Source organism: Pandoraea captiosa (assembly GCF_902459775.1).
GTDB classification, from domain to species: Bacteria; Pseudomonadota; Gammaproteobacteria; order Burkholderiales; family Burkholderiaceae; genus Pandoraea; species Pandoraea captiosa.
Map to the genome: position 1 here is coordinate 182,069 of NZ_CABPSQ010000006.1, position 23,567 is coordinate 205,635.

The window sequence follows — 23,567 nt, forward strand, 5'->3', positions numbered from 1 at the left end:
CCAAACGCGCAGCCCCATGACGTCATTTGACGCTTATCGAGACTTCGAAGGGGCTTTCGTGCGGGATTTCGTGCGGGCTTTCGAACGGGACTTCGCCAAGCCGACTGACCGGCGTCTCGTTCAGCAACTTTCGGCCCCGAGCCAGCGCCAGGGTCAGCGCCTAAGTCAGTGTCTCAGGCGGACTCGTCTTCCCCTGTGTCCGCTGGCGGCGTCTTCGTGGCAGTGGATGACGACGACTTGCTCTCGGCGCCCGGCGCCCTGGCGGGCCCGTCGCCCATCTTTCGTCCCTTGGCATCCTTGGCATTCGCGCGACGCCATTCGGCATCGAGCGACTTCAGCCAGTTGAGCTTCTCGCCGATCTTGCCCTCCAGCCCGCGCGGCACCGGACGGTACCAGTTCTGCGCCCGCAGGTCGTCAGGGAAATACGTCTCACCGGCCGCGTAGGCATCGGGCTCATCGTGCGCGTACCGATACTCGTGGCCGTAGCCGAGTTCCTTCATGAGCTTCGTCGGGGCATTGCGCAGGTGAATCGGCACCGCCCGCGTTTTGTCCTTGCCGACGAAGGCACGCGCCTGGTTGTACGCGTTGTAGCCTGCGTTCGACTTCGGCGCCGACGCGAGATAAAGAATCGCCTGCGCCAGCGCCAGTTCCCCCTCGGGCGTACCGAGACGCTCGTACGTCTCGGCCGCATCCAGTGCGATGCGTGCGGCGCGGGGGTCGGCCAGACCGATGTCCTCCCACGCCATGCGCACGATGCGACGCGACAGGTAACGCGGATCGGCGCCGCCGTCAAGCATGCGGCAGAACCAGTACAGTGCGCCGTCCGGCGAACTGCCGCGCACGGATTTGTGCAACGCGCTGATCTGGTCGTAAAACGCGTCGCCGCCCTTGTCGAAACGACGCAGATTCTCGGCCAGTACGCTGGCAAGCAACGCCTCGTCGATGATCTCCAGATCCTGCGACATCGCCGCTTGCGCCACGATCTCGACATTGTTCAACAGCTTGCGGCCATCGCCGTCGGCCGAGTCGATCAGCCCCTGACGCGCTTCGTCAGTGAAAACGATGTCGCCCAACTCGTGCGCTGCGCGCGTGACCATCTCGCCGAGCTCTTCGTCGTTCAGACTCTTGAGCACGTAGACCGCCGCACGCGAGAGCAATGCGCCATTGACTTCGAACGACGGGTTCTCCGTCGTCGCGCCAACGAAGATGAAGAGACCGGACTCGACGTGCGGCAGGAATGCATCCTGCTGGGCCTTGTTGAAGCGATGCACCTCGTCGACGAACACGACCGTCTGCTTGCCCTGCGCGCGCTGAATCTGCGCGGCCTCGACGGCGTCGCGAATGTCCTTGACCCCGGAGAGCACCGCCGATAACGCAATGAAGTACGCCTTGAAGGCGTCCGCCATCAGGCGGGCGAGCGTCGTCTTGCCGACGCCCGGCGGTCCCCACAGGATCATCGAATGCGGACGACCGGCCTCGAATGCGACGCGCAAAGGCTTCCCCTTGCCCAGCAGATGACGCTGACCAATCACATCGTCGATGGTATGGGGGCGAAGGCGCTCGGCCAAAGGCACCGAAGCCGACAGTGGGGCGTCGTTTGGCATGTTCTCAAGCAGCGCGGCCGGGGGAATCCCCGGCCGCAGTCAGATAATCAGATGTCCCCATTATGCCAGCCCGTCGGCCAACCCGTCGGGGATGCCGGGAATGCCGCCATCACCGCTATCGCCGCTACCGCTGGTACCGCCGGTATCGCCGGTATCGCCGGTATTGCGCTTCCCGGTAACAATGGGGAATCCGTGGGATCGGGGTCGCGCCGGCTTATCCCTTGATGACGTCGGCGCCCTTGGGCACCGTGAATTTGAAGTTGCCCGCCGGCAGCGACGGATTCTTCTGCATATTGCTGAACGTGAGCAAGGTCACGTTGCCGAACGCATCGTAAAGCTCCATCGCAGCCAGATTGCCATCGCGAAAACCGATGCCCACGCGCTGGAACTGCGTGTCCTGCGACTTGGGCTTGAGCTCCACCCAGTCGATGCCGTTCTTCACGCCGGCATCCTTGAGCGAAAAGCTTTTCTCGATGTCGTTGCTGCCGAACAGAATCGCCGCCGGGCTCGCGCCGAGCGAGTCGCCCAGCTTGCGCTCCGTGACCTGATTCAGATCCTTGTCGTAGACATAAAGCGTCGTGCCGTCCGCCTGCAACAACTGGTCGTAAGGCTTCGTGTAATGCCAGACGAACTGACCGGGACGCGAGAACTCGAACGTGCCCGAGGCATTGTTCGTCACCTTCATCGCGCCGTCCTGCCCCTGTTGCGGCTTCACCTGCTTCTGCTCAAACTCGCCGCGCGCCGACTTCACCTGCGCCGCGAACGCCTTGAGTTGTGCCGTGCCGCTCGCATACACCGGTGCAACCATCGCTGCCAGTGTGACACCCACCGCGCCCACCATGAGCGGCAAACTGCGCTTGAATCCCAGCATGTTCCTTATTCTCCCTCGCGATTCGGCACCAGAATTTCCCGATTGCCGTTGCTCGCCATCGCCGACACGACGCCGGACTGTTCCATCTGTTCGAGCAGACGCGCCGCCCGGTTGTAACCGATGCGCAAATGACGCTGCACCAGCGAGATCGACGCACGCCGCTGCTTGAGCACCACGGCCACCGCCTGATCGTACAGGGGATCGGACTCACCGCCCCCCTCGCCGGTTCCTGCGCCTGCGCCGTCGATACCGCCGTCTTCGCCTTCGGTCGCGCCGTCCAGGATCCCCTCGACGTAGTTCGCTTCGCCCTGTTCCCTGAGCCGTTCGACCACGCGATGCACCTCGTCGTCGGACACAAACGCCCCATGCACACGCAACGGCAGCCCGGTGCCCGGCGGCATGTAGAGCATGTCACCCATGCCGAGCAACGTCTCGGCGCCCTGCTGGTCCAGAATCGTGCGCGAGTCGATCTTCGACGACACCTGGAACGCCACCCGCGTGGGCACGTTGGCTTTGATGAGGCCCGTAATCACGTCCACCGACGGACGCTGCGTCGCCAGAATCAGGTGAATGCCCGCCGCACGCGCTTTCTGCGCGATCCGGGCGATCAACTCTTCGACCTTCTTGCCGACGACCATCATCAGGTCGGCCAATTCGTCGATCACAACAACGATGTACGGCAAACGCTGCAACGGTTCCGGCTCGTCCGGGGTCAGCGAGAATGGATTCGGAATGTGCTCTTCGCGCTTGGCCGCATCGTCGATCTTGTTGTTGTATCCGGCCAGATTGCGCACGCCGAGCTTGCTCATCAGCTTGTAACGGCGCTCCATCTCCGCGACCACCCAGTTCAGCGCATGCCCCGCCTGACGCATGTCCGTGACCACCGGGCACAACAGATGCTGAATGCCTTCGTACATGCTCATTTCGAGCATCTTCGGATCGATCAGGATCAGGCGCACCTGCTCGGCCGTCGCCTTGTACAGCAGCGACAGGATCATCGCGTTGATCCCCACCGACTTGCCCGAACCGGTGGTACCGGCAACCAGCAGGTGAGGCATCTTGGCCAGATCCGCCACGACCGGCTTGCCGCCGATGTCCTTGCCGAGCGCCAGCGTCAGAAGCGACGACGAACTGTTGTAGACCTCCGAGCCGAGAATTTCCGTCATCCGCACCGTTTGACGACGCGGATTCGGCAACTCCAGCCCCATGTAGTTCTTGCCGGGGATCGTCTCGACCACGCGAATCGACACGAGCGACAACGAGCGCGCCAGATCCTTCGCCAGATTCACGATCTGGCTGCCCTTCACGCCGGTGGCGGGTTCGATCTCGTAACGCGTGATGACAGGGCCGGGATAGGCGGCCACCACGCTCACTTCGACGCCGAAATCCTTGAGCTTTTTCTCAATCAGGCGCGACGTGAATTCTAGCGTCTCTTCCGAGACCGTCTCCTGCGCCACCGGCGCGGCATCGAGCAACGCCAGCGGCGGGAGGATGGAGTCGGGCAGATCGGCGAACAGCGGTGCCTGCTTTTCCTTCTCGACCCGCTCGCTCTTGGGGACCACCTTGACCGGCGGCACGATCTGCACCGGTTCGTGCACTTCCGCGCGCACACGGTTTTGCACGACGGCACCTTCGCGTGCGATGGCCGCCTCCTCGCCCAGACGACGGTCCTGGCGCGCCTCGCGGCGGCGGCGGATCACGGTACCGGTATCGAGAATCACCGCACCGACCTTCTCGGCGGCCGACAACCAGGAGAAATGGAAAAGGAGCGACAGTCCAAAGGCAAAGATGAGCAACAGCGCCAGCGTGCCGCCGGTAAAACCCAACGCATGCTGGAAGAAGCCGCCGACGGTCTCGCCGATGACGCCGCCCGAGCCGCGCGGCAATTGGGCCTTGAGGCGGTAAAGACGCAGGGATTCGATGCCCGCGCTCGAGAGCAGCACCATCAGGGAGGAGACGATCTCCACCCATCCGCCGCTGGCCAGACGCTCGCGCAGCGGCGGCGCCTCGCGCCTGGCCGAGATCCGGCGATAGCCCGAGACCACGCGCCGGGCGATAAAGACCACCAGCCAGTACGCGGACAGGCCGAGCATGAGCAGCAACATGTCGGCGACCCACGCGCCGACGCGCCCTGCCCAGTTGGAGATACGCTCCACGTGCGCCGCATGTGTCCAGCTGGGGTCCAGACGGCTGTAGGAGAACAACGCCATCAACAGGAACACCATCAGCGCAACTTGCGCCATCCAGCGGATTTCATGGAAAAGGTGCGTCACCCGGTTGGGCAACGACGATCCGGCACCAGCAGAGTAGGAAGATTTCGTCGTCATCAAGCCATGCGGTTGGGCGGGCAGACGGGCGGCCTGCCGCGCGGCAAGGCTCCATTGTAAACAACTATTACATTCGCATTTGCACGAAAAGGTGACAAGCAGTAACGCCGCGGCTTTCCGGGCGATGCGGCCTCCTCCCTGGCGCCGCCCGCCGCCACCTGTCGCGACCTGATTCCCGTTGATGCCCCCTGACGCCCTGCGTCGCTCCGTTTCCCGGAACGGCAACACCCCATGCTATCGGGGCGATTGCCAAGCTCCATCAACGAAACGACGGCGCCCCCTTATAATGGCGGTTTGCGTCATCTCCCCCTCGGCAGCCCCTTTACGGGCCAACGCAGTGGGCGAGCCGACGCCAGCGCCCATCCCCTTTCCGGTGAGTTCCATGTCTGCTGCCAAGCACGCCAAAGTCCTGATTCTCGGTTCCGGCCCCGCCGGCTATAGCGCCGCCGTGTACGCCGCGCGCGCCAACCTCAACCCCGTGCTGATCACGGGCATCGCCCAGGGCGGTCAGTTGATGACCACCACGGACGTCGAGAACTGGCCCGGCGACCCGACCGGCGTGCAGGGCCCCGAGTTGATGGCCCGCATGCAGGCCCACGCCGAGCACTTCAACACCGAGATCATTTTCGATCACATTCATACGGTGCATCTGAACGAGCGCCCGTTGCGTCTGGTCGGCGATTCCGGCGAGTACACGGCCGACGCCCTGATCATCGCCACCGGCGCTTCGGCCCAATACCTTGGCCTGCCGTCCGAAGAAGCATTCTCCGGCCGCGGCGTGTCGGCCTGCGCCACCTGCGACGGCTTCTTCTATCGCGGCAAGGAAGTGTGCGTGGTCGGCGGCGGCAATACGGCCGTGGAAGAAGCGCTCTATCTCTCGAACATCGCGAGCAAGGTCACCGTGATCCACCGTCGCGACAAGTTCCGCGCCGAGCCGATTCTGATCGACCGTCTGCTGGAAAAGGCCAAGCAAGGGGTGGTCGAACTGAAGTACGACAGCGTGCTCGACGAAGTGACGGGCGACGACAGCGGCGTGACCGGCGTTCGCATCAAGAACACGAAGACCGGCGCACACGAAGACATCGCGCTGCACGGCGTGTTCATCGCCATCGGCCACAAGCCGAATACCGACATTTTCGACGGTCAGCTGGAAATGAAAAACGGCTACATCGTCACGCACAGCGGCCTGAACGGTAACGCCACCGCCACCAGCGTGCCGGGCGTGTTCGCTGCCGGCGACGTGCAGGACCATATCTACCGTCAGGCAATCACCAGCGCCGGCACGGGTTGCATGGCCGCGCTCGACGCCCAGCGTTACCTCGAAAACCTCGACCAGTAAGCACGCACGCGCCCTGCAGCGGCGCCCCGGCTGCGTGATCGTCATGCAGCCAGGGCGCCGCGATCGTCTGGACGGGCGATAGCGTTGGGCCGCACCTGACGCCGTCTGACGGCCCCGCTCGCCCTCACCAGTCCCTGCCTGCCCTCGATAGTCCTCGATAGCGTGCGATATCCCGCTATCATCTGCACTGCCCCTCCACCTTGTTCGCACGACCATGAGCAAGAAGCCACCGAAACTCAGTCTCAGCGATCTCAACGGCCTGCGCGACGCGCTTGCCAGCCAGAGCGCGGCCCGCGAAGCCGAGCGCATTGCCGCCGAGAAGCGCGCCGCCCAGGCCAGGCGCGACGCCAACGTGTTCCGCGACAGCATTGGCGACATTGCGCCGCTCACCAGTAAGGGTTCGGTCAATCGCGTCGAACATCCGCGCTTGCCGCCCGACCCTGTCGCGCGCCAGACGCAGGAAGACGAAGCGGCCGTGTTGCACGAATCCCTGTCCGACGAATTCGACCCCGAGGCGCTGCTCGATACGGACGACCGCCTCTCGTACCGTCGGCCCGGCATCAGCCACGATGCCGTGCTCAAGCTGCAACGCGGCGACTGGGTGGTGCAGGCGCAGATCGACCTGCATGGCATGCGTCGCGACGAAGCCCGCGAAGCGCTTTCCGCCTTCCTGCATGACGCCGTCAAGCGAGGCCTGCGCTGCATTCGCGTCATCCACGGCAAGGGCCTGGGGTCGGTGAACCGCGAGCCCGTGCTCAAGGACAAGGTGCGCGGCTGGCTCGCCCAGAAGAACGAAGTGCTGGCATGGGCGCAGGCGCAAGGACGCGACGGCGGAGGAGGTGCGCTGGTAGTATTGCTGCAGGCTTCGCAGTCCAGAGCGTCTCGCGCGGGCGACTGACACCCTGCCGACCTGATGCCGACCGATGCCGACCGATGCCGACCGATGCCGCTACGGTGCGCGCATGGGAGCGATGCCCACGCCACACTGGAATTTCCGCCGCAGATCACGACGTTTTATGAGGGGTCGCGTTACCGTATTCGTGCGTTAAAGCATGAATCGGCGCGTGCGGCCCCCTGACAGGATTCGCCGATGATTCACGAGATGAGCGCCCAGCTGCATACGATCCTGGCCATCATGGAGGCCATCGCCGTATTGTCGTGCGCCATCTCCGGCTTCGCCGAAGCCCGCAAACAACACCTCGATCCGGTCGGCGCCTTCGTGCTGGCCTTCGCCACCGCCTTTGGCGGCGGCACGTTGCGAGATGTGCTGCTCGACCACCGTCCCTTCTACTGGGTACAGCATCAGTGGTACTCGGTCATCATCCTGGTGCTGTCGCTGTCCACGTCGGCCGTGCTCAAGCTCGTCTCGCGCGTGGCCACCGAACGCGTGCTGCTCATTACCGATGCCATCGGGCTGGGATTCTTCAGTGCTTCCGGCACGTCGCTGGCGCTGCAAACCGACATGTCCGCGTTCATGTCCGTCATGATGGGCGTCATTACGGGCGTGGGCGGCGGCGTGATTCGCGACATTCTCTGCAACGAGGTACCGCTCGTGTTGCGCGACACCCGGCCATATGCGGTATGCGCCTTCATCGGGGGATGGATCTACATAGCGCTCACTTATGCCGACCTCGACCCCGTCTACACGCTGTCGATCAGCGCGTTTTCCGTGATCTTCGTGCGACTGATCACCGTGGCGTTCGACGTACGACTCAAGTCCTGATCGCGGTCGGCTGCATGCCACGCCAACAAAACGCCGAAGGGCGACGCCGCTCGCGCGGCCGTCGCCCTTCGTTGTTCCGAGTGGTCCCGGAGTGCCCTGACGGGCCGCCTGACTGCCACTTGCGGCCACTTGCGGCCACTCACAGGCACTAACGGGCAGCCATCACACCGCCTGTTCGCCCTCTTCGCCCGTGCGGATGCGAATCACGCGCTCGACGTCCGTCACGAAGATCTTGCCGTCGCCGATCTTGCCGGTGCGGGCAGCGCCCAGCACCGCGTCGATGACCTGCTCGGCCTGCGCTGCGCTCACCACGACCTCGATCTTGATCTTCGGCAGAAAGTCGACCACGTACTCAGCGCCGCGATACAACTCGGTATGGCCCTTTTGACGGCCGAATCCCTTCACTTCCGTGACGGTCAGGCCGGTCACGCCGACTTCGGCCAGCGCCTCACGAACTTCGTCGAGCTTGAAGGGTTTGATGATGGCAGTTACGCGTTTCATTGTCGCCTCGATATCCTGGTTGGAGTGTTCTGCAATTTCGCCGGGCTATTGTACCGGGCCGGGGCCACGTGCTGATGACGGCGCACCCCGGCATGACTTCAGTGAAATCCCGCACGCGCGGACTCAGGCGTGCGGATCGTCCGGCACCGTGTCCAGATCCGCCAGCCACACCACCGATTCCGAATCGCTCGGCGCCCGCCAGTCGCCGCGCGGCGAGAGCGAGCCACCCGTGCCGACCTTCGGCGCGTTCGGCACGCACGAGCGCTTGAACTGGCTCGTGCGGAAGAACCGGTCCAGGAAGATGCGCAGGTTGCGCTTGATCGCCACGAGATCGTAAGCGTTGTGCGCCAGATGCCCTTCGTCCGGCCAACGTCCCTGCGACGCATCGTGCCATGCGCTCCACGACAGGAACGCCACCTTGCGCGGCGCATACCCAAAGCGCAACGTGTAGTAGAGGTTGAAGTCCTGCAACTCGTACGGCCCGATGAAATGCTCGGTGCGCTGCGCCGGTGCGCCGTTGGCCTTGCCCGGTACGAGTTCCGGACTGATTTCCGTCTCGAGAATGTCGATCAGCACGTTGCGACGCTGACCGGCGTCCTTGCCCAGGTCCTTGCCACTGCCCTTTTCCGCCTTTTCCGCCTTTTCCACCTTGTGGCCCTTGTCACCCTTGCCGGGCCGGACCGACGCCGCGCCACCAAGTTGCCCCGTCTCCGCCACCCAGCGCACGAGGTGCATGATGAGCGTCTTGGGCACGCTGGCGTTTACGTTGTAGTGCGACATGTGGTCGCCCACCCCGTACGTACACCAGCCCAGCGCCAGCTCGCTCAGGTCGCCGGTGCCGATCACGATGGCCCCGAGGTGGTTCGCCAGACGGAACAGGTGGTTGGTGCGCTCGCCCGCCTGCACGTTCTCGAAGGTCACGTCGTAGACTTCCTCGCCCTTGGCGAACGGATGATCGAGGTCCTTCAACATCTGCATGCAGCTCGGGCGAATGTCGATCTCGCGCGCCGTGCATCCAACCGCCTCCATCAACTCGCGCGCCTGACGCAGCGTGCGCTCGCTCGTCGCGAAGCCCGGCATCGTGTACGCGAGAATATTCGTGCGCGGCAAGCCGAGCCGGTCCATGACCTTTGCGCAGACGAGCAGCGCATGCGTCGAGTCCAGCCCGCCGGACACGCCGATCACGACCTTCTGAAGGTTCGACGAGGCCAGCCGCTGCATGAGCGCCTGCACCTGAATGTTGTAGACCTCATGACAGCGCTCGTCGCGACGTTGCGCGTCGGACGGCACGTACGGGAAGCGGGCGACGGTGCGTGCAAGCGGCAGCTCGACATCGCGCGGCACGCGCACATCCACCTTGATCGTGCGAAAGCGCTCGACCTCCTGCGCATGCCGACGCACAGACACGCCGAACGTCGTCTGATGCATGCGCTCGCGCGCCAGACGCTCCAGATCGACGTCCGCCACGATCAGATGCGAATCGCTGGCGAAGCGCTCCGACTCCGCCAGCATGTCGCCGTTTTCGTAGATGAGCGCCTGACCGTCCCACGCGAGATCGGTCGTCGACTCGCCCTGGCCGGCCGACGTGTACAGATACGCGGCCAGACAACGCGCCGACTGCTGAGCGACCAGCTGATGACGATAGGCCGACTTGCCAACGACCACGTTCGATGCCGAAAGATTGACCAGCACGGTCGCGCCGGCGAGCGCAGCGAACGACGACGGGGGCACCGGCACCCAGACATCCTCGCAAATCTCGCAATGAAAGCGCAGCAACGGCTGATCGGCCGCCTCGAAGATCAACGCGCCGAACGGCACGTCGTGGCCCAGCAGCGTCACCTGATCGACGCCCGCGTCATCGAACGCGTTGAACTGACGCGCTTCGTAGAATTCGCTGTAGTTCGGCAGATACGTCTTGGGTACGACGCCATGGACGCGTCCACGCGCGATGACCACCGCGCAGTTGAACAGACGCTGCTGCACGCGCACCGGCATGCCGACAATGAGCGCCGCCCCCAGTTCGCCGCTCGCCGCCACGATCTCGGCCAGCGCGGCGTCGCAGGCGTCCTGCAAGGCGCGTTGCTGGAACAGATCTTCACAGCTGTAGGCGGGAATGCCCAGTTCGGGGAAGGCCACGAGCACGGCGCCCTGCGCGTCGGCCTGTCGGGCGAGCGCAATGGTCTGTGCAGCGTTGAAAGCGGGGTCGGCGACGCGGCACTGCGGCACTCCGACGGCCACACGCGCGAAGTCGTGATTGTAGAGATTGAGAAATCGGTTGGTCATGTCGGCAGCTACGATGCATCGCCCATGTGCCGTGAGGCCACAGGCACGGCAACCGACGCGTGTCCGGCTGTCGCACCCGCGTGGCGAACGGCGGACGTAGGAATCGCCAGTATATTACGCAAGCCCCCGACTTGCCGGGCCGGTGCATTGCGGTGCATCGACTGGCACGGACTCGCACCGGCGCGCCCGGTTCAGGACGCGCGACGTTTGAACGGCGTGTGGGCCTCGAGCTCGCCGATATGCTCGTCCATGGCAGACGTCTCGCGCTCGAGAAAGTCCTCGATGGCCTGCGCAAACCGCTCGTCCGCGATCCAATGGGCGGACCACGTGGGCGTGGGCAGCAGTCCGCGCGACATCTTGTGCACGCCCTGCGCCCCGCCCTCGAAGCTGCGCAGTCCGTTGGCGATGCAGTACTCGATGCCCTGCGCGTAGCACGTCTCGAAGTGCATGCCGGAGACGAAATCGGTCGTTCCCCAATACCGGCCGTACATCGTGTCGCCGCTCACCACGTTGAGCGCGCATGCGAGCGGCGCCCCGTCGCGCTCGGCCATCACGATGAGCAACGCGTCGGGCATCGTGGCGTGGACCCGCCCGAAGAACTCGCGACTCAGATAGGGCGCATTCCAATGCTCGCGATAGGTGTTCTCGTAACACTGGTAAAAGAAGTCCAGCGCGGCGGCGTCGATCTGCTCGCCGCGCAGCCACCGGTACGTCACCCCTGCCTCCCGCACGCGACGCCTGTCCTGCCGGAGCTTCTTGCGTTTTTCCTGATTCATCTGCGCAAGGAAGTCGTCGAACGTGGCGAAGCCCGGATTCTCCCAGTGGAACTGCACGCCTTCGCGCAACAGGTAACCCGCCTCGGTCAGCGCGGCGAGGTCGTCGTCGTGCGTGAACAGCACGTGTATGGACGACACCGCCAGTTGTCTGGCGAACGCAATCGCACCGCGCGCGAGCGCCACGCGATCGGCATGCGTGCGCGCGAGCAGACGCGGCCCGGTCACCGGCGAGAACGGCACGGCGCACAGCAGCTTCGGGTAGTACTCGATACCGTGGCGTGCAAAGGCGTCGGCCCATGCATGGTCGAAGACGTACTCCCCACGGGAGTGCGACTTGACGTAAAGCGGCATGGCGCCCACGAGCACGTCGTCCGCATGCATGAGCAAATAGGACGGTTGCCAGCCGGTGCGCCGGGACGCACACCCCGTCTCGTGCATGGCGTGCAGGAACGCGTGCCGCACGAACGGGTTATCGCCCGCGAGCGCGTCCCACGCGTCGACCGGTACGTCTTCAATCGATGGCACTACACGGATGACCACGTCACTGCTCACTTCTCACCTCGTCTGCAAACCGGCGGCAGCGCACGGTCATCCAACGACCGCATGCCCCCTGTACTGCCCGACATTGTCGCCGAACTTGCTCGCGGCTTCAGGCAAACGTTGCATGCCAACATAACCTACTAAAAGTAAGTTACCATTGGTAGGTTATTGACTCCTCCTTCACGGACCTCGCCATGCACGCACTCATCGTCGTCGCACATCCCGAACGGGACTCCCTGACCCATGCACTTGCGGCGCGCATTGCCGACGGGATAACCGCGTCGTCGGCCCCGGGCGCAGGGCAATCGCGCCACTCGGCCGAGATTGCCGATTTGTCGGCGGAAGGGTTCGATCCGCGCTTCACTGCCGACGATCTTGCGGCGTTCCGAAATGCGGGGCCTGTCCCTGCCGACGTTGCCGCGGAGCAAGCGCGGATCGACCGTGCGGACGCGCTGGTCATCGTCTATCCGATCTATTGGTGGTCGTTCCCCGCCTTGCTCAAGGGGTGGATCGATCGTGTGTTCACGCAAGGCTGGGCGTACGAAGACGTGGCGCTCGGCAAATCGCTCAAAAAGCTGCAACGTCTGCGCGTGCATCTCGTCGCAAGCGGCGGCGCAGATCAGCGCACCATGGCGCGTTACGGCTACTTCGGCGCGATGAAAACCCAGATCGATCACGGGATTTTCGATTACTGCGGCGCGCAGGTCGTCACATCCGAGTTGCTTCTGGCCTCGGACAGCGGCTACCCTGAAGCCCATCTCGAAACGGCGCGGGCTTTCGGCCAGCGGGTTTTCGCCCATACCGGGTGAGGCGCTGGCGCGCCTTGGCCCGACCCAACCTACCGTCCCCATTTTTCCGATCATGAGTCCTGCCACCGACGACCTACCACGCCGCCGCCTGCCACGTGAAGCGCGCACGCGACAGTTGCTCGACGCGGCCTGGGCGCTCATCGGCGCGTCGGGAACCGATGCGCTGACGCTGGGGCGCCTAGCGGACGAGGCCGGGGTGACGAAGCCGGTGGTATACGACCACTTCGGCACACGCGAGGGTCTGCTCGCCGCGCTGTACCGTGACTTCGATGAGCGACAAACGGCAGTGTTCGACAATGCCGTGGCGGCGGCTCGCCCCAATTTGCAGGACAAGGCGCGCGTGATTGCATCGAGCTATGTGACGTGCGTACTGACACAGGGTCGGGAGATCCCCGGCGTACTGGCCGCCCTTGGCGGATCGGCGGAACTCGCGGCGGTGAAGCGGCAGTATCAACACACGTTCATCGCGAAATGTGCCGCAATTCTGGCGCCGTATGCGGGACCGGCGGGCCTGCCGGCCCCGGCCATGTGGGCCATGCTGGGCGCCGCAGATGCGCTGTCCGATGCGGCCGTCGCCGGCGACATCACGCCGGACGACGCGCGCGCCGAACTGCAACAGACCATCATCGCAATGGTCAAACGGCACAAGTCGTAAGCGGCTGGCGCGTGAGCGAATCGGCTGGCCGTTATCTCGGTATTGCGGTATTGCGGTATTGCGGTATCGCACCACCGCGCAAGCGCGCCATCGCACGGACAACAGAAAACCCGGCCATCGGCCGGGTTTCTCATGGGCGTCGAGCAGCGACGTCACGGGCAATGCAGCCCCCGAATCGTCGCTTGCGTCGTCGATTACTTCTTGGCGTTGGCCACGCCGTCGACGATTTCCTTGTGGGCAGCTTCAATGCCTTCCCAGCCTTCCACCTTGACCCACTTGCCCTTCTCCAGCGCCTTGTACTGCTCGAAGAAGTGCTTGATCTGGTCCTTCAGGTAACCCGGCACGTCGTCGATCGACTTCATGTGAGCCGTCATCGGGCAAATCTTGTCGACCGGCACAACGACGAGCTTGGCATCCACGCCCGATTCGTCGGTCATGTTGAGCATGCCCAGTGCGCGGCAGCGAACGACCGAGCCGGCCAGCAGCGGGAACGGGGTGACGACCAGCGCGTCGACGGGGTCGCCGTCGCCAGCGAGCGTTTGCGGAATGAAGCCGTAGTTGGCCGGGTAACGCATGCCCGTGCCGATGAAGCGGTCAACGACCAGCAGGCCCAGATCCTTGTCGGCTTCGTACTTCACCGGGTCGCTTTGCGCCGGGATCTCGATGATGACGTTGAAATCGTTGGGGATGTCCTTACCGGCAGGCACGTGGTTGAAGCTCATGATGGCATTCCTGTGTATAGAAAATGGCATGCCGCCGCACGACGCACACGCCCGCCAACCTGCCGGATGCTGCGCCGCCCGACGGCAATCGGGCGCCGGACATTATAGCGGGTTTGCCCGATCCGCCGCCCGTGGTGGCGCCCGACACGGCGATGAACGATCAGGCGGGGTCGTGCTGCGCACCGACCGCTAGGAACGCAGCGCCGGCAACCTCGCCAGCCGCTGCGGCGTGAGATCGTCCACGCTCGCACAGCCGAGCAACTGCATCGTCGTGCGCAACTCGCCCAGCATCAGTTCCAGCACCCCGGCCACACCCCGCGCGCCGCGTGCGGCCACGCCGTACAACGGCGCACGTCCGAGCAATACGCCCTTCGCCCCCAGCGCTACGGCCTTGGCCACGTCTGCGCCGCGCCGCACGCCGCCATCGACGAAGACGGACATGGCCGGCCCGCCGCGACCACCGGCGCTGAGCGCCTCGACGATCATCGGCAACGCCTCGACCGGCGCCAGCGTGCTGCCCAACTGCCGACCACCGTGGTTGGAGACGACGATCCCGTCCGCGCCGTGCGCCTGCGCCTGGCGCGCGTCGTCGACGCTCAGAATGCCCTTGACCAGCACTTCGCCCGGCCAGTGACGACGTACCCACGCCAGATCGTCCCAACTGAGCGACAAGTCCATCTGGCGGCTCAACATCGCCGCGTGACGCGCCAGATCCGCCCGTTCGCCCACGCTTCTGGCGATGTTGCGCAACTGCGGCGCGCCGCCCATGAGCATCTGCCAGCTCCAGTGCGGATGCCGCATGCAGTCCGCCACGAGACGCGGCGTGAAACGCAGCGGCAGCCTGAATCCATTGCGCGTGTCGTGATCGCGCTTGCCATGCACAGGCGTGTCGACGGTGAGCATCAGCGTGCGAAAGCCCGCCTTACGTGCGCGGCGCATCATGCTCTCGGCAATGCGACGGTCCTGTTGCACGTAGAGCTGAAGCCACAGTTCGCCGTGGGGCACGGCGGCGCGCACATCTTCGAGCAGCGACGTGGACGCCGTCGAGAGCACGAACGGCAGCCCAGCGTCGGCCGCCGCGCGAGCGAGCAATTCGTCTGCACGCGGCCAGAACAGCCCGTTGAGGCCCGTGGGTCCCACCGCCATCGGCGCGGCGGCGTCGCGGCCCCAGAACGTCGTTTTGCTCGACGTTTGCGAGGTATCCGTCATCACTCGCGGCGAGAATCCCCACTGCCCGAACGCATCGCGATTGCGACGCAGCGCATCGCCATCTTCCGCACCGCCTTCCAGATAATCGAACGCCAGCTTCGTCAACCGGCGGCGCGCCGCCAGCCGGTAATCCTCCACGCAGGAAAACGCGTGCATTGCTCTCCCCCTGATCCCGTTATTGCGAACCGTTGCCACCTCTTGCCGACGCTTGTGCCGACGCCTGTGCCGGCGCTCGTGCCGATGTCGGCCGATGCTGTATTGCCGTGCCGTGTTCCCCGTGCCGCTCACGGCGCCATCAGGGAAAGTTCGCTACTTGCGCATAAACAATTGCATTACAATCATCTTCATTACAATCCGAACATCATCACTCACCCCATGTCGCGCTCATCCGCCGGGTCGTCACGCTCGTCGCGCGCTTTGCAGGAGGCTGCCGCCCAGCCTGCGAGCGACACAACGAACGCATCGCCCGAACCGCGCACTTCGCGCGCCTCGCGCTCGTCGCTCTTCGTCGGCTCCACGGAGAAGACCTTTCAGGTGCTGCACGCCTTCGACGGACCGGCGCGCTACATGACGCTCGGCGATATCGCCAAAGCCGCCGACCTGGACCGCAGCGCGACCCAGCGACTCGTTCACACGCTCGAAGCGCTCGGCTATCTCTACCGGGTGCCCGAGACACGGACGTACGGCCTCACGACCAAGGTCTTGCAGTTCTCGTACAACTACATCCGCGCGAACGAACTGGTCGACAAGGCCTCGCCCTATCTGCTCGACATCAGCCGCCGCGTGGGCGAGACGACCAACCTTCAGGAGCTCGACGGTCACGAAATCGTGTTCGTCGCGCGCTTCCCCGGCCAGCATCTGGTCAATATCGACATCGTGGTGGGCGCACGCCTGCCCGCCATGTTCACCGCGTCGGGCATTGCGATCCTGTCGCGCCTGCCGGACGCGCGGGTGCGCGAGATCCTCTCGGGCACCGCGCTCGAACCGATGACGCCGTACACGCTCATCGACGAAAAGAAACTGCTCGAACGGATTCAGATCACGGCACGTCGCGGCTACGCCATCGTCGAGAACGAGACGGTGATGGGCGACATCTCGGTCGCCGCGCCGATTACCGATCACGACGGTCATGCGGTTGCCGCCATCAACATCTCGGTGCCGACCTCGCGCTGGACACGCGAGCGTGCAGAAGCCGAACTCGCCCCGCACATTCAGGTGGCCGCCACCTCGATCTCGAAGTCGCGACTCTCCACGTTCCGGCGATAGTCCGTTCGCCGATTGGCAGCACTCATGCACTTGGCGCCCCAGGCCTTCAGGCGGTGACATCGGTCACCGCCCAACGCGCTCAACGCCCCTCGAAAATCGCGAGCTGACGCTTGAGTTCCTCGCGCAATTCTGCCGACAGCGCGGGCGCCGGCGGCACGAGCGGTGCCAGCATCGCGGGTGCGTTCACGCCGATCAGGTCCATCACGGACTTCATCGGCCCCGGGTTCGTCTCGGCGAACGCCAGATTCATCAGCGGAATGAGCGAACGGTGCAGCGCCAGCGCTTCGGCCGTCTTGCCTTCGGCGGCGAGCGAGAAGATGCGTTGCCAGGCGCTCGGCAGCAGCGACGCCGTCACCACGATCCCACCACGCGCGCCTGCGGCCACATGCAGCGGGAAAAGCGTGTCTTCACCGCTGAGCACGGCAAACGATTCGTCCACACCGGCCACCGTGCGCAGGAAATGCCACATGTCGGTGTTGCACGCCTTCATGCCGATGATGTTCTCGTGGCGCGACAGTTCGTGCAGCACTTCGGGCGCGATCGCGATACGCGTGCGATACGGAATTTCGTAGATGAGGATGGGCAGCGGCGACTCGTCGGCGTAGCGCAGGAAGTAGTCGCGAATGCCCGCTTGCGTCGGATTGGTGTAGTACGGCGTGAGCACCAGCAGGCCGTCGGCACCGGCCGCAGCGAAGTCACGCCCGGCCTCGATGGCGTCGTGATATCCCGGGTCGAGCACCCCGGCGATGACCGGCACGTCGCGGCCGTGCGCCTTGACTTCCTGAGCCGTGAGCTCGGCCATGCGCACGCGCTCGGCGCGCGAGAGCGCACCGTATTCGCCGGTGCCGCCGAGCGGCACCACACCGTCGATGCCCTGCGCGAGCAAGTAGCGCATGAGCGCACGTGCGGCGTCGGTGTGAATCGTGTCGTCGGCATTCACCGGCGTGGGGATCGCCGGGAAGATGCCCTTGAGTTGTGCGGAGCGAAGCATGTAATAGACGTCCGTGAATCGTGAGTTCGGTGAAAGCGGATACCGCCTCAGGCGGCGAGGCTGCGCAAGCTACGGCGACGCAGCCGCTCGGCCACCCAGATGAGCGCGGCAATGAAAAGGAAGAGGCACGTGGACACGGCGGCAATGACCGGCGAGATCTGCATCGTGATTTCGTCCCAGAACTGCTTGGGCAACGTGGTCGACAAACCACCCGACGAGAACAGCGCAATCGTGAGCTCGTCGAACGACGTGGCGAATGCGAACAGGAAGGACGACAGCAGTCCGGCCCCGAGAATCGGGAAGGTCACGCGGCGCAGCGTCGCCCAGGGACGCGCACCGAGGCTGTACGCGGCCAGATCGAGACGGGTGTCGTAGTTGCGCAGCACCGCCATCATCGTGATGACGACGTACGGCACGGCCACCACCGTGTGCGCCAGCGTCAGACCGACGCTGGAGCCGACCAGACCGACCTTCGCGAAGAAATAGAACACGCCGACGGCCAGAATCATGCGCGGCACGACAATCGGTGCGAGCACGAAGGCGAGCATGGCCGACTTGCCGCGCATGCCGCCGCGAACGAGCAGGAACGCCGCCGGTGTGCCGATGAGCATCGACAGCAGGCCCGCCCCGATACCGACTAGCATCGAACGCGTCACGGCCTGCATCCACAGCGGCGAGTCCCAGATCTGCTGATACCACTGGAGCGAGAAGCCCTTCGGCGGCCAGGCCAGTCCCGAGGCCGAGTCGAACGACATCGGAATCATGAGCAGCGCGGGCGCAGCGAGGAACACGACCAACAGGAAGACGACCACGCGCAGCAGCGGCCCGTCTCCCTGCTCGCCCTGATGGCGCGGCAGCACCCGCAGCAACACGTCGGTGGCGCTGCCCAGCGTGCCGAGCACCTTCTCGCCCAGCGTGCGGCTCCAGCCGCCCCGGCGTTTGCCCGTCTTCACGTCGCCCGCACCGCCGGCCATCGTCGACAGGCCGACCATGCGGTCGTAGACGAAGAACACCACCAGCACCACGGCAAGCAGCAGCACCGAAATCGCACCGGCGAAGCCCCAGTTCAGCGCCTGCATCACCTGATCGATGATGAGCTGCGTGATCATGGTCTCGTGGCGGCCACCCAACAGCGTCGGCGTGATAAAGAAGCCGATGGAAGTGACGAATACCATCAGCGCACCGGCGGCCACGCCCGGCAGCGACAACGGGAAATACACGCGCCAGAACACCGTGCCCGGACGCGCCCCCAGGGTCGAGGCCGCGCTCGGCAGACGACGGTCGATGTTCTCCATCACGGACAGCATCGTGAGCACGGCAAGCGGCATGAGCGCATGCACCATCCCGAGCACCACGGCAGGGAAGCTGTAGAGCAGCGAGAGCGGCTGGTCGATCAGTCCCAGATCGAGCAGCGTACGGTTGACGACCCCGTTACGCCCGAGCAGCACCACCCACGCAAAGGTGCGCACGAGAAAGCTCGTCCAGAACGACAGCAGCAGCCAGAAGAGCAAACGCTGCTTGCGTGCACCGGAAAGCGTGGAGAGCCGGTAGGCAATCGGATAGCCCGTGAGCACCGCGAAGAAGGTCGTGTAAAGCGAGACCTTGAGCGTGATGAGCAGCACCTCGACGTACACCGACGAGGCGAACAGGCGCTGGTATTCGGCGAGCGTGAAGCCGCCTTCGCCGCGAATGCTCAGCAGCAGCAACTGGCCGACCGGGTAGATCAGCATCACCGCCAGCAGGATGACGATGGGCGCGGCCATGAGCAACGGACGCATGCGCGCACGCCAGTGCGAGCGGCGCGGCGTGGGCGGCACGGGTTGGGAGGACGAAGGACGAACCACGGCAGATGCACTCATGGCTTACCCCGCGATCGCCACGGCATCGTCAGCGCGCCAGGCGAGGCCCAGCGTCTGACCGATTTCGTAGCGGTTGCCCTGGCGGTGCGTGGGGAAGGCGGCGACGAGCGACTTGCCGCCCTCGAATCCCTGCCCCGAATGGTCGCCGTGGCCTCCATTGCCCCCATTGCCGCCGGTCACCGCCGATTGCAGGTACAGCTTCGTCATGCCGCCCGTGACCATGATGTCGGTCAGTTTGGCGGTGATCGTCGCGACACCCTCGCCCGCAGGCTGACCGTCGTGAATATGCAGGTTCTGCGGACGCAACATCAGCTTGACCGGACGACCACGCTCGACCTGCGGGTCATAGACCATCGCGAGGGCGCCGTTCTCGGCTTGCACGCCGGGCATCGCCACGCGCACCTGATCGCCGGCGCGTTCGAGCACCGTGGCGTCGAGCAGGTTGGACTCGCCGAGGAAGTCGGCGACGAACACGCTCTTCGGACGGAAGTACAGATCGTCCGGCGTGCCCAGTTGCGCAATCTCCCCGGCGTTCATCAGGCAAATGCGATCGGACATCGTCATCGCCTCTTCCTGATCGTGCGTGACGTAGACGATGGTGGTGCCGAGCTCGCGGTGAATGCGCTTGATTTCGAGCTGCATGTGATCGCGCAGCTTCTTGTCGAGCGCGCCCAGCGGCTCGTCCATCAGAATGATCGACGGTCGGTAGACCATGCAGCGCGCCAGCGCGATGCGCTGCTGCTGGCCGCCCGAGAGTTCGCGCGGATAGCGCTCGGCCACATGCGGCAGATGCACCATTTCCAGCGCGTTCATGACCATCTTGCGAGCCTCGGCGGCATCGGTGCGACGCATCTGCAACGGGAACGCGATGTTCTCCGCCACGGTCATGTGGGGGAACAGCGCGTAGTTCTGGAACACCATGCCGATGTCGCGCTCATACGGCGCGCCGTACGTGACATCGGTCCCATTGATACGAATGGCGCCCGCATCGGGCTGCGACAGACCGGCGATGAGCGAGAGCAGCGTGGTCTTGCCCGAGCCGCTGGGGCCGAGCAAGGTCAGGAATTCGCCCTGGGCGACATCGAGGTCGGTCGGCGCGAGCGCGACGAAATCGCCGTAACGCTTGGACAGGCCCGAGACTTGAAGATTGGCAACGGTCATGAGATCAACACCCCAAAAAACGTGAAACGGAACGGCAGGTGAGGATCAGGTCAGGATCCAGCGATTGAAACGTTCGAGCGCAACGCTCTGGTTCTGCTGCCAGAACTGGGCGTTGATTTGCACGCCGCTCTTCATGTTGTCGGGGAAGGTCGGGCAGTGCTTTGCGACTTCCGGCTTCACGTAATTGAACGCTTCCGGTTGCGTCATGCCTGCGGGGAAGAACTTGACCAGCTCGGCCTGACGCTTCGGATCGCTCGCGAACTTGATGAATTCGCGGCAAGCGGCAGCATTCGGCGTACCCTTGAGGATCGACCAGTTGTCCACGCCCCAAATGTTCTGATTCCACACGATCTCGACCGGCACGCCGTTGGCTTGCGCCGACTGCGCGCGCGACGCCCACGTGGCGACCAGATCGACCTCGCCCGAGCCGAGCATCTGCTCGACCTGGGCGCCCGTCGTCCACCACACGGCGACCTGCTTGGCGATCTTGTCCAGGCTCTTGAATGCGCGATCGAAGTCGCATGGATACACCGAACCCGGCGCAACGCCGTCGGCGAGCAGCGCCTGCTCGATGGTGTCGAACGGGTACTTGCGGATCGAACGGCGGCCCGGGAAGTCCTTCACGTTCCACAGATCGGCCCACGACGTCGGCGCCTTGCGGCCCTTGAATGCGTCGGTGCGATAGGCGAGCACGGTCGAGTAGACGTTGGTGCCCACGCCGAACGGCGACATGTACTGCTTCGGAATCTTGGCGATGGTCGGGTCCGACTCGAGACCGTGACGCTCCAGATACTCCTTGCCGCCCGAAGTCAGCAGCAAGATCGCCGGCTGGCTGATCTTCGCCATGTCCCACGTGTAGCTACCGGCTTCGACCATGCTCTTGATCTGCGCGGTCGGCTCGGCGTTGGCCTGCACACCGACCACCTCGATGCCCGTCGCCTTGGCGAACGGCTTGTAGTACACGGCGTCGTACGCCTTCGTGTAGATGCCGCCGTCATCGCGCACCACGATGCGCTTGGTGGCGGCGCGCGACGGCGTCCACACGAACGGGAATGCGACGGCAGCCGCCCCGACGATCGCCGTCTTCATGGCCGTGCGACGGCCCGGTTGGGCGAGCGTCGCCGCGTTGTTCTCAGAGGTATCGAGCTGGCCTGCGGAGGTCTTGCGTTTCATCATGGTCTCCGGTCTTGACTGGGAGGGTGGGCGCGGCGACGGACGCGATTTCGGCACAGCCGCCGCGCGCGCAGTTATGGCAAAACAAACAGCAAAAACTTGAAAACGGAATCGTGGTCGATCAGGGAACGAGGCGGCCCGGGTTGAACAACTGGTTCGGATCGAGCGCGGCCTTCACCGTGCGCATCAGCGCCAGTTCGGCCGGTGCCTTGTAGCGCTGCATCAGCGGCAAGCCGGTCTGACCGACGCCATGCTCGGCACTGAAGGTGCCCGACAACCGCGCCGCAACGTCATTGACGCAGGCGCGCATCGCGTCGCCCATGGCCGCGCTGTCGGCGAGCGCCGCCCAGGCGTCGAACGAGAACATCGGAATGAAGTGCACGTTGCCGTCGCCCATATGACCGACGATGGCGATATCGAGACCCGGCACGATGGCATGCACCGCACGCGTGGACGCTTCGATGAACTCGGGCACGCTCGAGACCGGCACCGCACAGTCGGTCGTCAGGCCGATGGCCGCTTTCTTGTTCGCCTCGCTCACGCTGTGCCGCACTTCCCACAGGTCGGCGCGCTGCGTTTCGTTCGCGGCAATGACGGCGTCTTCCACCAGCCCCTGCTCGATGGCGGCGCCCAGCGTTTCGGTGAGGACCGCTTCGAGGCCGTCGGCGTCGCGCGTGTCGCCCAGTTCGACAAGCACGTGCCAGTCATGGGCACCGGTGAGCGGATTGCGGCGATTCGGCACGTTGGCCAGCACCAGATCGAGCTGGTGGCGGTTCATGATTTCGAAGGCGGACAGACGCGACCCGCAGGCGTTCTGGAACATGCCCAGAATCTGCTGCGCGGCGCCCGGGTCGCGCGGCGCGAACCAGGCGAGCGCGTGATGCGTGGGCAACGGATGGAGCTTGAGCGCCGCCGCCGTGATGATGCCTAGGGTGCCTTCCGCCCCGATGAAGAGATGCTTCAGATCGATGCCGGTGTTGTCCTTGCGCAAGGCGCGCAGACCGTCCCAGATCGTGCCGTCGGCGAGCACCACTTCGAGGCCCAGCACGTTCTCTCGGGTGTTGCCATAGCGCAGCACGCTCGTGCCACCGGCATTGGTCGAGAGCGTGCCGCCGATCTGGCAGGACCCTTCTGCGCCCAGGCTGACCGGATACAGACGACCGACGTCGGCCGCTGCGTCCTGAACGGTTTTCAGAATGCACCCGGCTTCGACCACCATCGACCCGTTGGCGGCATCGACCTGACGGATGTGGCGCATGCGCGCCAGATTGAGAATGACCGGTGCCGGACCCTGCGCGCGCGGCACCGCGCCGCCACACAGGCTCGTATTACCGCCCTGTGGGAGGATCGGCACACCTGCGGCGGCACACAGCTTCACAATCTCGCTGACCTGCTCGGTCGACGACGGCAACACCACACACAGCGCTTCACCCCGGTAACGGCCGCGCCAGTCTTCCGTGTAACCGGCGGTGTCGGCCTCGCCCGAGAGAACGGCATGCGCGCCAAGCGCTTCCTGCAACCGGTTCAACAGCGTGTCGTGCGTGACTGCGTCGTTCATTGCCTGCCTGCTCCTGAATGCTTCGCTTCGCCTGCCTCGCTGCGCGTCGGACCGCAACGCGCGGCATTGCCCCACCAGACACCCGTCTGGCGATTCGTTGTAATCAAGGATAGGCGAGAAAAAATTGCAATAAAATCTCTTTAATTGCAATGCAATCGTTTTAGGTGTTTATGCGGATGTGACCTATACGACGGTCAACG

General features: G+C 64.6%; 18 protein-coding genes and 1 pseudogene. 6 read left to right on the forward strand and 13 right to left on the reverse strand.

From position 1 onward, the window contains the following. Nucleotides 1-287: 287 nt before the first annotated feature. The 3 genes and pseudogenes from PCA31118_RS17175 to PCA31118_RS17185 all read right to left on the reverse strand — a co-directional run. Nucleotides 288-1,604 (reverse strand): annotated as a pseudogene (locus PCA31118_RS17175) (replication-associated recombination protein A); the annotation flags it as partial. Nucleotides 1,605-1,818: 214 nt separating this feature from the next. Beyond that, nucleotides 1,819-2,475 (reverse strand): outer membrane lipoprotein chaperone LolA, encoded by a 657-nt coding sequence (lolA, locus tag PCA31118_RS17180; protein ID WP_044454834.1) that lies wholly within the window; start codon nucleotides 2,473-2,475, stop codon nucleotides 1,819-1,821. A 5-nt stretch (nucleotides 2,476-2,480) separates the two neighbouring features. Continuing rightward, on the reverse strand, nucleotides 2,481-4,802 hold the full coding sequence (locus PCA31118_RS17185; RefSeq protein WP_150626337.1) for a DNA translocase FtsK: 2,322 nt from the start codon (nucleotides 4,800-4,802) through the stop codon (nucleotides 2,481-2,483). Nucleotides 4,803-5,184: 382 nt separating this feature from the next. Here PCA31118_RS17185 and trxB point away from each other — a divergent pair, with 382 nt between their 5' ends. From trxB to PCA31118_RS17200, 3 genes are all read left to right on the forward strand, one after another. After that, nucleotides 5,185-6,141: a thioredoxin-disulfide reductase gene (trxB, locus tag PCA31118_RS17190; protein WP_150626338.1), complete on the forward strand. Its 957-nt coding sequence runs from the start codon at nucleotides 5,185-5,187 to the stop codon at nucleotides 6,139-6,141. A 214-nt stretch (nucleotides 6,142-6,355) separates the two neighbouring features. After that, on the forward strand, nucleotides 6,356-7,039 hold the full coding sequence (locus PCA31118_RS17195; RefSeq protein ID WP_150626339.1) for a Smr/MutS family protein: 684 nt from the start codon (nucleotides 6,356-6,358) through the stop codon (nucleotides 7,037-7,039). A gap of 204 nt (nucleotides 7,040-7,243) precedes the next feature. After that, entirely contained in the window at nucleotides 7,244-7,864 is a 621-nt protein-coding gene (locus PCA31118_RS17200) for a trimeric intracellular cation channel family protein (protein WP_044457846.1), read from the forward strand. A gap of 162 nt (nucleotides 7,865-8,026) precedes the next feature. Here the strand turns inward: PCA31118_RS17200 and PCA31118_RS17205 are convergent, their stop codons facing one another. The 3 genes from PCA31118_RS17205 to PCA31118_RS17215 form a co-directional block, all read right to left on the reverse strand. Beyond that, the gene (locus tag PCA31118_RS17205) at nucleotides 8,027-8,365 is read right to left on the reverse strand and encodes a P-II family nitrogen regulator (RefSeq protein ID WP_010805431.1); all 339 of its coding nucleotides are present in this window, start codon (nucleotides 8,363-8,365) and stop codon (nucleotides 8,027-8,029) included. Nucleotides 8,366-8,488: 123 nt separating this feature from the next. Continuing rightward, nucleotides 8,489-10,648 (reverse strand): NAD(+) synthase, encoded by a 2,160-nt coding sequence (locus tag PCA31118_RS17210; protein WP_150626340.1) that lies wholly within the window; start codon nucleotides 10,646-10,648, stop codon nucleotides 8,489-8,491. A 191-nt stretch (nucleotides 10,649-10,839) separates the two neighbouring features. Further along, nucleotides 10,840-11,976: a GNAT family N-acetyltransferase gene (locus PCA31118_RS17215; RefSeq protein WP_150626341.1), complete on the reverse strand. Its 1,137-nt coding sequence runs from the start codon at nucleotides 11,974-11,976 to the stop codon at nucleotides 10,840-10,842. A gap of 182 nt (nucleotides 11,977-12,158) precedes the next feature. Here PCA31118_RS17215 and PCA31118_RS17220 point away from each other — a divergent pair, with 182 nt between their 5' ends. Both PCA31118_RS17220 and PCA31118_RS17225 read left to right on the forward strand, forming a co-directional pair. Next, the gene (locus PCA31118_RS17220; protein WP_150626342.1) at nucleotides 12,159-12,773 is read left to right on the forward strand and encodes an NAD(P)H-dependent oxidoreductase; all 615 of its coding nucleotides are present in this window, start codon (nucleotides 12,159-12,161) and stop codon (nucleotides 12,771-12,773) included. A gap of 52 nt (nucleotides 12,774-12,825) precedes the next feature. Further along, nucleotides 12,826-13,428, forward strand: coding sequence for a TetR/AcrR family transcriptional regulator (locus PCA31118_RS17225; RefSeq protein ID WP_150626343.1), 603 nt, complete (start codon nucleotides 12,826-12,828; stop codon nucleotides 13,426-13,428). Between the two features lie 194 nt (nucleotides 13,429-13,622). On the opposite strand, the gene ppa is transcribed toward PCA31118_RS17225, so the two are convergent. Beyond that, nucleotides 13,623-14,150, reverse strand: a complete 528-nt coding sequence (gene ppa, locus PCA31118_RS17230; protein WP_150626344.1) for an inorganic diphosphatase — start codon at nucleotides 14,148-14,150, stop codon at nucleotides 13,623-13,625. A 189-nt stretch (nucleotides 14,151-14,339) separates the two neighbouring features. Then, entirely contained in the window at nucleotides 14,340-15,515 is a 1,176-nt protein-coding gene (locus PCA31118_RS17235; protein WP_150626345.1) for an alpha-hydroxy acid oxidase, read from the reverse strand. A gap of 219 nt (nucleotides 15,516-15,734) precedes the next feature. Between PCA31118_RS17235 and PCA31118_RS17240 the strand changes: the two genes are divergently transcribed. Further along, nucleotides 15,735-16,625: an IclR family transcriptional regulator gene (locus PCA31118_RS17240; RefSeq protein ID WP_246190286.1), complete on the forward strand. Its 891-nt coding sequence runs from the start codon at nucleotides 15,735-15,737 to the stop codon at nucleotides 16,623-16,625. A 79-nt stretch (nucleotides 16,626-16,704) separates the two neighbouring features. Here the strand turns inward: PCA31118_RS17240 and PCA31118_RS17245 are convergent, their stop codons facing one another. From PCA31118_RS17245 to PCA31118_RS17265, 5 genes are all read right to left on the reverse strand, one after another. Next, a complete protein-coding gene (locus PCA31118_RS17245) occupies nucleotides 16,705-17,616 on the reverse strand; it encodes a dihydrodipicolinate synthase family protein (RefSeq protein ID WP_150626346.1) in 912 nt (303 codons plus the stop codon). 47 nt (nucleotides 17,617-17,663) lie between these two features. Continuing rightward, nucleotides 17,664-19,379, reverse strand: coding sequence for an ABC transporter permease subunit (locus PCA31118_RS17250; protein ID WP_150626399.1), 1,716 nt, complete (start codon nucleotides 19,377-19,379; stop codon nucleotides 17,664-17,666). A gap of 99 nt (nucleotides 19,380-19,478) precedes the next feature. Then, nucleotides 19,479-20,636 carry an ABC transporter ATP-binding protein gene (locus PCA31118_RS17255; RefSeq protein WP_150626347.1) on the reverse strand — a complete coding sequence of 386 codons (1,158 nt, stop codon included), beginning with the start codon at nucleotides 20,634-20,636 and terminating at the stop codon, nucleotides 19,479-19,481. A 45-nt stretch (nucleotides 20,637-20,681) separates the two neighbouring features. After that, nucleotides 20,682-21,725: an ABC transporter substrate-binding protein gene (locus PCA31118_RS17260; RefSeq protein ID WP_174990514.1), complete on the reverse strand. Its 1,044-nt coding sequence runs from the start codon at nucleotides 21,723-21,725 to the stop codon at nucleotides 20,682-20,684. A gap of 205 nt (nucleotides 21,726-21,930) precedes the next feature. Continuing rightward, nucleotides 21,931-23,367: an FAD-binding oxidoreductase gene (locus tag PCA31118_RS17265; RefSeq protein ID WP_150626348.1), complete on the reverse strand. Its 1,437-nt coding sequence runs from the start codon at nucleotides 23,365-23,367 to the stop codon at nucleotides 21,931-21,933. Between the last annotated feature and the right edge of the window lie 200 nt (nucleotides 23,368-23,567).